The organism is Christiangramia sp. OXR-203, assembly GCF_034372165.1.
Classification (GTDB): domain Bacteria; phylum Bacteroidota; class Bacteroidia; order Flavobacteriales; family Flavobacteriaceae; genus Christiangramia.
Window position 1 is genome coordinate 2,497,460 of sequence record NZ_CP139698.1, and the last position, 14,326, is coordinate 2,511,785.

A 14,326-nucleotide genomic window follows, 5' to 3' on the forward strand; every position below is an offset into this window, starting at 1 on the left:
TTATGCAAAGAATACAATCCATCACCCTGCGTAATTTCAAGTTCTTTTATGGCTTAGAAACTGAGCAGAAACAAAATAAAATTGATCTCAATCAAAATAACCTATTACTATATGGGGAAAATGGTAGTGGGAAAAGCTCTATTTATTGGGCTCTCTACACATTTCTGCAATCTTGTTTGAAAACAGATGTGCAAATAAAGAAATACTTTGATCCTACGGATTCGCAGAACTTAAGAAACCGTTTTTCAAGTGATACTGATGATTCTGCTATTATTCTAGAAATAGTTGATGAAAATGGAGCTAGAACAAAAGAAATTTCTAATAGAAAGTTAGAAACTAATAAAACTACAGATACTACTGTGGATAAAATAATTGCAGGAAGTGATTTCATCAATTATAAATTCCTGTCAAAACTTTATGATTTTAGAAATAGTGAAGAGATAGATTTATTTGATTGGCTGGAAAGGGAAGTTTTAATGTTTGTTGATTTTGAAGAATCATATACAGATAATCAAGGAAACTTATCGACTAGCACATTAGCAAGTGACTGGTGGAGTTTTATTTGCGAAGCACCAAATTCATTAACTCCTAACAAAAAAAACAAGAACACGGCAAAGCGTGATTCACCAGAATATCTTGCGTTAGTCAATACTACATTGCCTAAATTTATTGAGCTATTAAAGACCTTTTTGACAAAGATAACTATAAAGACTAATCAATATTTGAAAGAAGATTTTGATGAATCTTTTAAGGTTGATTTTGGTATTTCTTCCATAAAATCTAATTATAACAATTGGATAGGTAAGGGCAATATATCTAGGCCAATTATTCCTTTAAAAGTAACTTTCGATCACGATAGCTTAGAATCATATAAAAAAGAAATAGGAAAACCACATACCTTTTTAAATGAAGCGAGATTAACTGCTATCGCATTAGCTATAAGGTTGGCAATGTTAGAAGAGAGGTTGTACGACGAAAATTCAGCCAGTTTATTAGTTTTGGATGACCTCTTGTTAAGTTTAGATATGAGTCATCGGGATAAAGTTTTAGATATTATACTAAAAAAAGTCGATGAATATCAAATATTCATTCTGACGCACGATCGCGCATTTTATAGCTTGTGTAAGCGAAGAATAGAAAATAATGCCAGAATTGATGACACATTTAAATGGGATTTTAAAGAAATGTATCAAGATACAACAGATAAAGGTATTCCTTGTCCGTTTATCCCCGAGAAAAAAAGCTATATAGACCTAGCAAAAAAATATTTAAAAGAGTTTGATTACCCTGCTTCAGCTAATTATATAAGAAAGGAAAGTGAAAGAGTTCTGAAATATATTTTACCAGAGAGTAGGACGGTTAAAATAAAAGAAAGTGATGATGATGAAGGGAGTGTCACTTTAAACTTAGATGGATTAATAAATAATTTCACAAAATACTTTAGGGATTTGGGTGGTGATTTGAGTCCGTTTCAAAAATTTAAAGAGCATAAGGATCTATTAATGAACCCATTATCTCACGATAATATAAGTTCACCAATTTATAAACAAGAAATTTTAAGTGCTATTAAAATTATAGAGAGTCTCAACAGCTTAGAATTAAAACTGTACGAGTCTGATTTAGTTAATACGAATACTTTTATTTTAAGCGAAATTGATTCTGAAGGTAAAAATTGGGCATATACATTTTACCTAAAAGACAATTTACGATTAATCAAAGATTTGAACGGAACCTGGTTAATTAATAACCCACATTGCCAATTTATATCAAGGCAAAACACTACAGACGCTTTGCCTTTAGAAACATTTCCATCGCCTCATAATGCCAAATTAAATGCTGGATATACAACGATAAGACACGTACTAGGAATTAGAATTGGAGAAGCAGATAATAAAAAGAATATTATAGATATAATTACTAAAGATGGCGAGCCTTTAACTACTAATTAGATGTTTATGAAAAAACATACCTCAAAAATAACAGCAAAAAGTATTGAACAAAGTGGTCTTTCAGAAGGGTATAAAGCAATCGCAGAGTATATATGGAATGGGTTTGATGAGGGTGCTTCTTATGTTAATATTAATTACGAAGGCAATGAAGTAGGTTATCTACAAGAACTCTCAATAGAGGATAATGGAACGGGCATAGACTTCTCTGATTTAGAAAACACCTTTGGAAAATTTCAAGATTCCCAAAAAGCCAAGACCTTTGCAAAAACAGGTTTTGTAAAAGGTAAAAAAGGTAAGGGACGCTTCGCTTTCACAACATTCGCACATACTGCAACCTGGGATACAGTTTTTGAAAAAGAGGGCAAACATTTGCAGTATCAAATTAAAATCAATAAATCAAATAGTCAAGATTACGAAACTTCAGATGACCGCAAAATAGTATCGATCAAATGTGGTACAAGAGTAGTTATTAAGAACATATTTGACTTATATGGTGATCAATTAGATAATGATGCATTTTATGAGTTTTTGGCTAGCGAGTTTGGATGGTTTCTTCTACTAAATAAAGATAAGGATTACCATATCAACTTAAATGGGGAACGTTTGGACTATTCGATAGTTATTGATGACAAAGATATCACCGACACTACAATCATTGATGATAATTTCAAGATTAGCTTTGTAAGATGGTCTAAAAAAATTGGTGACAAATACTATTTCTATTTCTTGGACAAGGAAAGGGTAGAAAGATATCGATTGCATACTTCTTTTAACAACGGTGCAATAGATTTCCATCATTCTGTTTTCGTAGAATCAAAGTACTTTGACGATTTCAAGCCAACAAAGGAGGACAGTTCAACATTTGATAAGAATCAACAAGACGGTACCTTTAAAGCATTGGTTCAACATCTAAAAGAAGTTGTAGCTAAAAAGGAAAAGGATTTTATTAGACATAATAAGGCCGAAAAATTAATTGAGAGATATCGTCAAAAGAAAATATTTCCATCTTTTAAAAATAATGCATACGACCAAGTAAGAGAAAAGGATTTGGAGAATGTAGTTAAAGAATTATATTGTGCAGAGCCATCGATTTTTAAAAATTTGAAAACCACCCAAAGTAAGACACTTGTTGGGTTTTTAAATCTGCTTTTGGACAGTGAAGAACGAGATAAAATTTTAACTATTATTGATGGTATAGTAAACCTTTCAGATGAGGAGCGCAACGAGCTCGCGAAAGTCTTACAAAAAACAAAGTTTACATATATCTTAAATTTAATTCGTTTACTGGAAAGTCGACATACGGCTGTTGAAACGCTCAGGATTCTTATTTACGATCTAAATAAATTCACGAATGAAAGAGACCATATCCAAAAAGTAATTGAAAATAATTATTGGCTATTTGGTGAAAAGTATCATTTAGTTTCAGCAGACCAGAATTTTGAAGCAACCCTTAGCAACTATCTAAAATTCTTAGAAGAGAACGACAACAAAAAACCAAAAATAGGTGACTTAAACCAAGACGAAAAATTAAGACGTCCCGACTTACTTATATGTCGTAAGTCAGATAAGCCTGATCATCGCACGGAAGATGGGCTTATAGAAGAAAATATTGTTGTTGAATTAAAGAGACCGAGTGTAGAAATTGGTAAAGTACAATATCGCCAAATAGAGGATTATATGAATTTCATAATTTCTGAAGACCAATTTAATAGCCAGCTAAGAGAATGGAAATTTATCATCGTAGGAACAACCGTTGATGATTACATAACTGGTCTATACAAAAGCCAAGAAGTCAAAGGCAAAAGATTTTTAGTACACGCTATTGATAGATGTGAGATTTATGCAATGACTTGGGATGATTTATTTAAACAGTATCGCAACAGGCATAAGAACCTCGTTGACCAATTAGAGTTTAAAAATTCCATTAAAGAGGAACTGAAAGCAAAAGACATAAATTTTGACAAGGAACTTTCAAATAAATTGACTAAAAAAATAGCTTGATTCAATTAATCACCTCAAAATATACTAAAATTTGAGCCGAATAGCATTTCTATTCGGCTCATAACATCAAATTCGTATAGAAATTATAGCCCGTTCCACCCCATTCCTCTGCATTCCGCCAGAAAAGGGCTTCATTCCGATAAAAGCGGTTCACTACAACATCTTGAACCCAGTCGCAGAAAAAGCGACAGCGTTCGCCAAGCAAAACGATTACAACAACCTTTTTCTACACAAAGATTTAAAATTTAGACCGAGACAAACTGCATAACCGGTCGCACTCTCCCTTTTATAAGTCCTTACTCGCTCACAATTTTAGTGTCGGTTATCGAAAAGGTAACGGCGATGGCGCTATGGAAAGTAAGTGAATGAAATTGAAATGGCACACTAATCTGTATCATTTTGCTACAAATTAAATAGATAATTACTAGGATACGTAGCATTCCATATCAAATGAAAAGGAAAACGCTCAGGATATAATAAGTAAGTGTTTTAAAAAAGAAAAAAAGACCAAATTATATCAATCTAAACCATTAAAAATTATTATGGAAATAAGTATTAATTCTATGTTTATCAGTCAATTAAAATGTTTTAACTTCAAATATGTTGGTAATAATTGGGGAGCTAATTAGTTATTAAAAACACTTTTCAATGCAGGCTAAAAAGTATGAAAATCCCGAAATGTAATGAAGGGATGGAATAGCAAGAGGGTAACGGGCTAGCGCCACGATACATCATTCCATCCGCTCAAAACACCAGTTAAAACGGGACTTTTCAAAAATTGATCATTTATTTTTTTTAAGTTTCATCAGGTTTTTTCAGAAAAAATATGATCAGCCCAACAAAAACAATTAAAAATTTCAGAAAAAAATGGACGAGGGATATGAAAATGAAACATTTGAGAAGCTGGGAATTAAAACTTCTGTAGCCAAAAGATTTAGAAAGTTTTGTAAAAAAATGAGTAAATCACAATCGATGACTTTACTCTTGATGATCGACTTTTTTGAGGAAAATGCAATCTCCCCGGCAGAGTCCATGGGACCACGAATGGAAACCCTGGAGAAAAGAATATCACTACTTATCAAAAAACGTATGAATGGAATGATCGCCATCATGAAGGATATTGAAAAATCTCAAACTAAACCAACAGCCGCAATGTTATATGCTCTTTTTGAGCATGTTGAACCACCTAAAAAGAAATCACTGATTTTAGAGAAAACAAAGTTTGAAGAAAAGGAAGAAGTGAAATTTAAAGAAAAAATTGAAAATGATTAAACCTGGCAACTCATGGAAAACGTAAATTATATTACTCACCTAAATACGGTGTTTGATCTTTTTAATAATGATGACAGGATTAAGCAGGGCCATATTACTCTTTATCTGGCATTCTTTCAAAAATGGAACCGTAAGTTCTTTAAAAAATTATTACAGTGAACAGGCAGTTTATTATGGAAAATGCAAAAATAAAATCTAAAACTACCTATCATAACTATTTAAAAGATCTGAATTCCTGGGGTTATTTGCAATACTTTCCCTCCTATCATCCGGCCAGAGGATCAAAGATCAAGATGACCATTTATGGAACTAGTAGTGGTACAAGTAAGGTTCAAAATTTGGCCAGGAGCGATCCAAAACCTAGCCAGAATATGGTATCTTCTTATAAACAGAAAACATTAAAAAACTTAAATAAAATGGCCAGACCTTTTAATGAAGAAGAAGTTTTACTTTTTTTTAAAACAAATAATTGGGAGGCTATTGAAGGAAAAAAATTCTATGCTTATTATCAAGCAAGAGACTGGAAATTAAGCAGAGGATTTAAAATAAAAGACTGGAAGCTGGCCGCCAGTAATTATGTTGAGAAAGGCTTTAAAATAAAGGAAGAATATACCAGTCCAATTTCTGACTATCTAAATAATCTGCGTAATAACAAAGATGAAGATTATAGCGTACCTCTTTAAAATCTTACTTAAATTTTGATCTTAATATGGCCATATCCTTGCTCACTTTCATATCTAAGATTTTGGCATAATGCTGCGTAGTTTTAAGGTTAGTATGACCAAGCATTTTACTTACTGATTCAATTGGCACCCCGTTGGTTAAAGTTACTGTTGTTGCGAAAGTATGTCGTGCTAAATGAAACGTGAGATTCTTTGTGATGCCTGCCAATGTTGCAATCTCTTTAATGTAGGCATTCATTTTTTGATTACTTAATACAGGTAAGACCAAATCTTTTTCTTTCAACAGCTCGTTGTCTTTATACTTCTCGATAATAACCTTAGCAATTGGTAAAATTGGAATATTACTTCTAGTATCTGTTTTAGATCGTTTTGTTTTAACCCATTCCTCACCGTCTGCACCAACGCTAATATCACCTCTATTCAGTTTTTTGACATCAGCATACGCCAGACCCGTAAAACAGCAAAAAATAAAAATATCGCGCACTTGATCAAGACGTTCCATTTTCAATTCGAGAGTTATAATTTTTTGGATTTCTTCTTCGGTCAAAAACTCTCGCTCAACGATTTTCAATTTTCCTTTCCAGTGCAGAAATGGATCTTTATCAATCCAATTATTAGCATGAGCAATACGGATGATCTTTTTAAAATTAGTAATATACTTTATGGCAGAGTTGTGCGCGCACTTGCGAGTCGTTTTAAGATAGTATTCAAAGCCTGTGATGAACTTATGATCTACATCCTGTACAGGAATATCATTTTTCTTATATTTCTTCTTTATAAAGCCTGCTACGTGTTTTTTGCAAGTGCGATAGCGCTCAGCGGTTCCTGCGGCAAAGTCTTTCCCAATAAGACTATCAACTTCGTCGTTATGCTCCTGGAAGATTTCTAAAAGCATCTTTTTTGTTTTGTCCTTACCTAAATATGCCTCGCGAAGTTGAATAGCGGAGTAGGCTATTCCATCTCTTTGAAATTTTTGTTCTATGGTGTAGATTTTGTTTTTAATCAATTCAATTTCCCTATTTATTTCCTGATTCTCTGGTAAGTTACCCAATGCTTTTTGTGATCTACTATTCCATAAATCAATATGTACTTTTCGATTAATACTGCACTCAGCCCGCTTACCCTCTAAGGTTATGCGGAGATAAATATTAGTAAGACCCTGAAGATTGGCCTTACTTTTTTTGACATAAAATAATATTGAGAGTTGAACTGACACCGAATGAATTTAAAATTTACTTCAATGTAGTAAAAAATAATTAAATCAATATCATTTTTAATAACTGAATATCAAACGTTTAACCTCTATTCGGTGTCAGTTGTATATAGTTTTTAAGTGACACCGAATTAGCCCCTTTTTAACTGATATTATTTGATATGAAAGGAAATCATATAAAATGAAAAACCCTCTAAATCAAGTATTTAGAGGGTTTTTGTTGCCTTTTGTAGGACTTTTCGCGGAGAAAGAGGGATTCGAACCCCCGGAGGTGTGACCCTCAACAGTTTTCAAGACTGCCGCATTCGACCACTCTGCCATTTCTCCTGAGTGTCTCACCAGCTATTTGCTGATTGCGGGTGCAAATATAACAAGCTTTTTTAATTTTCAACAACTAATTTCCAAACTTTTTCCTCTTTTTTCGTAGCTGCTTCTGTATCAGTTAATTTCGTATCCAGAATTTACTTTGAAAAATTTAGTATAAGTTTTAGCTTCTATTAATATTTGCTTTTCTTTCAATCTCAAAAGAAATTATATCAAAATAATGGAGCATGACTGGGCATCCTTAAATAGGTATCGAGAAGAGAACAAAGAGGTTTTACAAAACTCAAAATGGCCGGAGGTGGTTTTTATGGGCGACTCTATTACAGAAGGATGGACGAATCTTGATCCACAATTTTTCATCCGCAACAATTACCTTGGTAGAGGTATTGGCGGTCAAACCACTCCACAAATGCTTATAAGATTCACGGCAGATGTACTGGATCTAAATCCGAAGGCTGTAGTAATTTTGGCTGGAACTAATGATATCGCCGAAAACACAGGTATTTCTTCCATCAAAATGATTACTGATAATATTAAAGCCATGGCATACCTGGCAGAAAAGAAAAATATTAAAGTGATACTAAGTTCGGTGCTTCCGGTCTATGACTATCCATGGCGACCCGGGTTGAAACCTGTTTCCAAAATAGAAGAACTGAATGCCTGGCTTCAGAATTTTACGCAAGAGAATGGATATGTCTATCTTGATTATTTTGACTCTTTGCATGATAAAAATAAGGCATTGCCGAAAAAATTTTCCGAAGATGGAGTGCATCCTAATTCCATCGCATATCGAATCATGGCGCCTTTAGCTATAGAAGCTATCAAAAAGGCAATAAGAGAAAATTAGAAAAATTCGAAAATTCTTATCTTCAACAGTCTGTATGATATAAAAATTCTATAGAATTTTAATTAATTTCTTCTATACGCATGAAATTCAATTTAAACCTTTTAAGATCATCTTAGTCTATTTAACTGAGTGACATTCACGTCCTTGATAACAAAACCGCTATATTGGCGGGATAAACGAACAACTAATTTATAATATGAGAAAAATTTGGTTTCTGGCTTTACCTGCCCTTTTAGCCGCATGTAGCGCCCAAAACAAGAAGATCGAGAACGTAGATCCTATGGAATATGCTAACACGATCACTTCCGAAGAGCTTAAAGAACATCTTTACACTTTTGCCAGTGATGAATTCGAAGGTCGGGAGACTGGAGAACCTGGTCAGAAAATGGCTGCAGAATATCTTAAGAACGAATATAAAAGTCTCAACCTGCCTTCTCCAATTGGCGGTGATGACTATTACCAGGAAGTACCTGTAAGTTATTTTAGAAGAGGGAATGTGAAACCAACAGAAAATGTCGTTGCCTTTTTAAAAGGTTCTGAAAAGCCTGATGAGATTCTTGTCATTTCTTCTCACTATGATCATGTTGGAATGGACGATGAAGGAAATGTTTATAATGGTGCAGATGATGATGGTTCTGGTACCGTTGGGGTTCTTGAAATCGCAGAAGCTTTTGTTGAAGCAAGTAAAGATGGATACACTCCAAAACGTTCTATTCTTTTCCTGAATGTAACAGGTGAAGAAAAAGGACTTGTTGGTTCTAAATTTTATACAGATGAGCCAATTTTCCCACTTGCTAATACGGTGGCAAACCTTAATATCGATATGATTGGTAGAATCGATCCTGATCATGAAGGGAAAGAAGACTACGTATATCTAATTGGAAGTGATAAGTTAAGCACAGATCTTCATGAATTAAGTGAGAACGTGAACTCTAAATTTGTGAATATGGATCTTGACTATAAGTATAACGACGAGAACGATCCAAACAGATTCTATTACCGAAGTGACCACTATAATTTCGCCAAAAACAACATTCCGATCATTTTCTATTTTAATGGGACTCATGCCGATTATCATAAAATGACCGATACTCCAGATAAGATCGAATACGACCTCTTAGCCAAACGTGCACAACTGGTATTCCTTACCGCGTGGGAGATCGCTAATCGTGATGAGAGAATCGTAGTTGATAAACCGATCGAAAAAGATTCAGAATAATTGCTGAATAACATAAAACTAAAAAGCTCCTTCACAGGAGCTTTTTTTATGCTTTGATCTCAACTTTCGAAATATTATCTAATTTTTATTTTGAAGCAATGGAACAAATCTGAAGTTCCCATATTCGGTTTTATCAAACTCTTTTGGAGATTTCCGAATGAACAGGGTCATGATCTGCACATCTGTTCCTACCGGGATGACCAGGCGCCCCCCGACTTTTAACTGACTCAGCAGATCCATAGGAACTTCTGGTGCTCCAGCCGTAACAATGATCTTGTCATAAGGTGCATATTCCGGGATTCCTTTATAACCATCCCCAAAACTCAGATATTTAGGTCTGTAACCGATCTTGGTTAGAAAGGTTTTGGTCTTTTTATATAATTCCCTTTGTCTTTCAATACTATAAACCTTAGCGCCAAGCAGGCAAAGAACCGCCGTTTGATAACCACTACCAGTTCCAACTTCGAGCACCTTTTCACCCGGCTTTAATTCCAGAAGTTCAGATTGAAATGCAACCGTATAAGGTTGTGAAATAGTTTGATCTGCCGCAATTGGAAATGCCTTATCCTGGTATGCATGATCTTCAAAACTGCTATCCATGAACAGATGCCTTGGGATCTTTCCAATGGCAGCCAGCACTTTCTTATCGGTGATTCCCTTTTTCTCCACCGTTCTTACTAATTGCTGTCTTTTTCCCTGATGTCTGTAAGTATCTTTCAAGTCCGGTTTACTTTGATGCGGGTATAAAATTAGGCAAAGAAGCCGACTATTCCCAAGTAATTTGCAGTCCCAATTTGCCCTGTAATTGTAAAGTATTTAATATCAAAATGCTATTTTTGTGAAAAATGCAAAATATATGCTGAAAGCAGGAGTTCTAGGTGCAGGTCACCTGGGGAAAATTCATCTTAAATTATTACAGCAGTCAGAAAAATATGATCTCATCGGGTTTTATGATGCGAATGCTGAAAATGCAAAAAAGATCTCAGAAGAATTTGGCTACAAAATGTATGAGAATCTTGATGAACTTATTGCAGATGCAGATGTGATTGATGTGGTTACTCCTACCCTCGCGCATTTTGATGTTGCAAAAAAAGTGATTACTGCCGGTAAACATTTATTCATTGAAAAACCAATTACCAACACCTACGAGGAAGCAGAAGAACTCATCGAACTTGCTAAAGAACATGAAGTAAAAGGACAGGTTGGTCACGTAGAAAGATTCAATCCAGCATTTCAGGCGGTTAAAGATCGCATTGAAAACCCAATGTTCATTGAAGCGCATCGCTTGGCTGAATTTAATCCTCGTGGAACAGATGTGCCGGTTGTGCTCGATCTTATGATCCACGATATCGATGCGGTAATGAGTGTAGTAAGATCTGAAGTAGTAAAGATCAATGCCAGCGGAGTTTCGGTAATCAGCGACACTCCAGATATTGCGAACGCGCGTATAGAGTTCGCAAATGGTTGTGTGGCAAATCTTACCGCGAGCAGGATCTCTATGAAGAACATGAGAAAATCGAGATTCTTTCAGCGTGATGCATATATTTCAGTAGATTTTCTGGAGAAAAAATGCGAGGTCGTGAAAATGAAGGATGCTCCACAAGATCCAGATGATTTCGCAATGATCCTACAGAATGCTGAAGGAGTGAAAAAGCAGATCTATTTTGATAACCCAGATGTTTCAGCCAACAACGCCATTCTTGAAGAACTGGAAAGTTTTGCTGAAGCTATCCATAATAACACCGAACCAGTGGTTACCATGCAACAGGCGGCAAATGCCCTTAAAGTTGCCAACCAGGTGATCGCCAATTTTAATATTTAAACTAAAAAACTGTTCAGGATGTTTCCGAAGAGAAGCAAACCGGAACACTTAAAATCTATATTTCTATGAAAAATATTGCCGTAATAGGAGCCGGAACAATGGGAAATGGTATCGCACATACCTTTGCCCAAAGCGGATATAAAGTACATTTGATCGATATTTCTGAAGATAGCCTGAAACGAGGAATGGATACTATTTCCAAAAACCTTGATCGTATGGTGTCCAAAGAAAAGATCACCGAAGATGATAAAAATGACACACTTTCTAACGTTAGTACTTTCACCAGCATTGCTGAAGGAGTTAAAGGTGTAGACCTTGTTGTTGAGGCTGCCACAGAAAACACAGACCTTAAACTTAAGATCTTTAAGGATCTTGACGCAAATACTGGAGGCAAAACTATCCTGGCAACAAACACCAGTTCTATTTCGATCACCCAGATCGCCGCTGCAGTTTCTAATCCTGAAAGAGTGATTGGAATGCACTTTATGAATCCTGTGCCAATCATGAAGTTAGTAGAGATCATTCGCGGTTACAACACCAGCGATGAAATCACCAATACGATTATGGAGCTTTCGAAGAAACTAAATAAAGTACCGGTAGAAGTAAACGATTACCCTGGATTTGTCGCAAACAGAATTCTAATGCCAATGATCAACGAGGCGATCGAAACTCTTTACAATGGAGTTGCCGGAGTTTACGAGATTGATACTGTGATGAAACTTGGAATGGCACATCCTATGGGACCACTGCAACTGGCAGATTTTATTGGTCTTGACGTTTGTCACTCCATTCTCGAAGTAATGTATGATGGCTTTAAAAACCCTAAATATGCACCTTGCCCACTACTTACCAACATGGTTCGTGCAGGTAAGATAGGTGTTAAATCTGGTGAAGGTTTCTATGATTATTCTGAAAGTAGAAAAGCTGAAAAAGTTTCAGAACAATTTAACAGCTAGAACTGCTGATATAGTATGAAGGCTCAATTTCAGGTTATACTGAAATATTTACAGCCTGGAAATAGCATTTAAAAATTTGACAAAAATACTACCTTTTAAAGCGGTTCGCCCGGCAAGAGAATTTGCCGGGCTTGTCGCATCCCGTTCTTATGAGGACTATAATGAAGAGGAATTGAAGGCTCAGCTGGAATTCAATCCTTATTCATTTCTACACATCATAAATCCCGGGTATAAATTTCAGCATGAGATTGGCGGTGAAAAGCGATTTGGAATGGTCAAGAACCGTTACCTCGAGTTTCGCGAAGACTGTACTTTTATACAGGATGAACTTCCCTCCTATTATATTTATAAGATTCATACCCGTGATGGGGATTGCTGCGGAATCATTGCAGCGGCAAGTGTTGAAGATTACGAAAACAACATCATCAAACGGCATGAAGATACCATAGCGCACCGTGAAGAGTTATTTAAGGAATACCTGAAGGTCGTTGGCTTTAATACAGAACCGGTACTGCTTACCTATCCAGATGATCCCGTGATCAATGAGTTGCTGGAGGAAAGAATGAGATCAAGGCCAGAATATGAATTTGCAACGGCGAATAAGGAAATCCATTCGCTATGGCTTATCGATGAACCTGAAAACATTGAAAAGATTAAGCAACAGTTTGCTGCGATCGAACAATTGTATATTGCAGATGGTCATCATCGTAGTGCATCCTCCTGGTTACTGGCGAAGGAAAGCAGAGATCAAAACCCTGACCATACAGGAAAAGAAGCCTATAATTTCTTTATGAGCTACCTCATCTCTGAAAGCAACCTTCGAATTTTCGAATTCAGCCGACTCATAAAAGACCTGAACGGACATTCAAAAGAAGAATTCCTGATCCTGCTGGATGAATGGTTCAGAATAGAAAATCGAGGGATCGATATTTACAAACCCTCCAAAAAGCATCATTTTAACATGTATCTGGACGGCGAGTTCTATTCTTTATACCTTCGGAAGCATAACGCAAAGTTTACAGATTCACTAAGTGAGCTGGATTCCTACATATTATACGAGAAAATTCTGAAGCCTATTTTGGGAATCGAAGATCTTCGTTACGACAAACGTATCGCGTATATTCATGGTCGCAATGATCTAATAGAATTAAAAACAAGGGTAGATAGCGGGGAATTTGAAGTCGGATTTGGAATGTTACCTGCCGGTATCGAAGAAATCAAGCAAATTGCCGATGAAAATTTGACCATGCCGCCAAAAAGTACTTATATTGAGCCGAAATTGCGAAGTGGTCTTACCATTTATGAATTTTGACTTCAGCGCAATAACCAACCTGCCCTACCAGGGATTTTATATCCTTAATTAAAGTTATAAAGGATGAGTGTTTCAGAAAATATAAAAAAATACAGAAGTGAACTTCCTGAGGATGTGAAGCTGGTCGCTATTTCCAAGACCAAGCCCAACGAAGATCTTATGGAAGCTTATGAAGCTGGTCAACGAATTTTTGGAGAGAACAAGATCCAGGAAATGACCGATAAATGGGAAGAACTTCCCAAAGATATTGAATGGCATATGGTTGGTCACGTACAGCGCAATAAAGTGAAGTACATGGCACCCTATGTGAACCTGATTCACGCGGTGGATAGCCTTAAATTATTGAAGGAGATCAACAAACGCGCTAAACAGAATGAACGTTCCATCGATTGTTTATTACAGATCAAGATCGCTGAAGAGGATTCAAAATTCGGGATCAGCAGGCAGGAAGCTCGTGAGATACTGGAATCTGAAGCTTATGCTGAAATGAATCATGTCAATATCGTTGGATTAATGGGAATGGCAACATTTACTGAAGATGAGAAACAAGTTCGCCAGGAATTTGATCGTTTAAAGTCCGCTTTCGATGATTTTAGCCAGGATTTCCCTGAACTTAAAGAGATCTCTATGGGTATGAGCGGCGATTACAAAATTGCCCTTGATTGCGGTTCTACCATGGTGAGAATTGGCAGCAGCATCTTTGGAGAACGCAACTATAATTAATGTAA

General features: G+C 35.8%; 12 protein-coding genes and 1 tRNA gene. 10 read left to right on the forward strand and 3 right to left on the reverse strand.

Features of this window, described 5'->3' with window-relative positions; all coding sequences use genetic code 11:
- Positions 1 to 2: 2 nt before the first annotated feature.
- The 4 genes from T8I65_RS11535 (at position 3) to T8I65_RS11550 (ending at position 5,905) form a co-directional block, all read left to right on the forward strand.
- Positions 3 to 1,949, forward strand: a complete 1,947-nt coding sequence (locus tag T8I65_RS11535) for an AAA family ATPase (protein WP_322300751.1) — start codon at positions 3 to 5, stop codon at positions 1,947 to 1,949.
- A gap of 6 nt (positions 1,950 to 1,955) precedes the next feature.
- On the forward strand, positions 1,956 to 3,950 hold the full coding sequence (locus tag T8I65_RS11540) for an ATP-binding protein (RefSeq protein ID WP_322300752.1): 1,995 nt from the start codon (positions 1,956 to 1,958) through the stop codon (positions 3,948 to 3,950).
- 867 nt (positions 3,951 to 4,817) lie between these two features.
- Positions 4,818 to 5,222, forward strand: coding sequence for a BfmA/BtgA family mobilization protein (locus tag T8I65_RS11545; protein ID WP_322300753.1), 405 nt, complete (start codon positions 4,818 to 4,820; stop codon positions 5,220 to 5,222).
- A gap of 293 nt (positions 5,223 to 5,515) precedes the next feature.
- Positions 5,516 to 5,905, forward strand: coding sequence for a hypothetical protein (locus T8I65_RS11550; protein ID WP_322300754.1), 390 nt, complete (start codon positions 5,516 to 5,518; stop codon positions 5,903 to 5,905).
- Between the two features lie 4 nt (positions 5,906 to 5,909).
- Here T8I65_RS11550 and T8I65_RS11555 read toward each other — a convergent pair whose 3' ends face one another.
- Both T8I65_RS11555 and T8I65_RS11560 read right to left on the reverse strand, forming a co-directional pair.
- Positions 5,910 to 7,121, reverse strand: a complete 1,212-nt coding sequence (locus tag T8I65_RS11555; protein ID WP_322300755.1) for a site-specific integrase — start codon at positions 7,119 to 7,121, stop codon at positions 5,910 to 5,912.
- Positions 7,122 to 7,360: 239 nt separating this feature from the next.
- Positions 7,361 to 7,445, reverse strand: a tRNA-Ser gene (locus T8I65_RS11560).
- A 217-nt stretch (positions 7,446 to 7,662) separates the two neighbouring features.
- Between T8I65_RS11560 and T8I65_RS11565 the strand changes: the two genes are divergently transcribed.
- Both T8I65_RS11565 and T8I65_RS11570 read left to right on the forward strand, forming a co-directional pair.
- Positions 7,663 to 8,289 (forward strand): SGNH/GDSL hydrolase family protein, encoded by a 627-nt coding sequence (locus T8I65_RS11565; RefSeq protein WP_322300756.1) that lies wholly within the window; start codon positions 7,663 to 7,665, stop codon positions 8,287 to 8,289.
- A 196-nt stretch (positions 8,290 to 8,485) separates the two neighbouring features.
- Entirely contained in the window at positions 8,486 to 9,508 is a 1,023-nt protein-coding gene (locus T8I65_RS11570; RefSeq protein WP_322300757.1) for a M28 family metallopeptidase, read from the forward strand.
- Positions 9,509 to 9,586: 78 nt separating this feature from the next.
- On the opposite strand, the gene T8I65_RS11575 is transcribed toward T8I65_RS11570, so the two are convergent.
- A complete protein-coding gene (locus T8I65_RS11575) occupies positions 9,587 to 10,228 on the reverse strand; it encodes a protein-L-isoaspartate(D-aspartate) O-methyltransferase (RefSeq protein WP_322300758.1) in 642 nt (213 codons plus the stop codon).
- A 136-nt stretch (positions 10,229 to 10,364) separates the two neighbouring features.
- Here T8I65_RS11575 and T8I65_RS11580 point away from each other — a divergent pair, with 136 nt between their 5' ends.
- From T8I65_RS11580 to T8I65_RS11595, 4 genes are all read left to right on the forward strand, one after another.
- Positions 10,365 to 11,330, forward strand: coding sequence for a Gfo/Idh/MocA family oxidoreductase (locus tag T8I65_RS11580; protein WP_322302799.1), 966 nt, complete (start codon positions 10,365 to 10,367; stop codon positions 11,328 to 11,330).
- 65 nt (positions 11,331 to 11,395) lie between these two features.
- Positions 11,396 to 12,286: a 3-hydroxybutyryl-CoA dehydrogenase gene (locus tag T8I65_RS11585; protein ID WP_322300759.1), complete on the forward strand. Its 891-nt coding sequence runs from the start codon at positions 11,396 to 11,398 to the stop codon at positions 12,284 to 12,286.
- Between the two features lie 76 nt (positions 12,287 to 12,362).
- On the forward strand, positions 12,363 to 13,598 hold the full coding sequence (locus T8I65_RS11590) for a DUF1015 domain-containing protein (protein WP_322300760.1): 1,236 nt from the start codon (positions 12,363 to 12,365) through the stop codon (positions 13,596 to 13,598).
- A 63-nt stretch (positions 13,599 to 13,661) separates the two neighbouring features.
- Positions 13,662 to 14,321, forward strand: coding sequence for a YggS family pyridoxal phosphate-dependent enzyme (locus T8I65_RS11595; protein WP_322300761.1), 660 nt, complete (start codon positions 13,662 to 13,664; stop codon positions 14,319 to 14,321).
- Positions 14,322 to 14,326 lie beyond the last annotated feature (5 nt).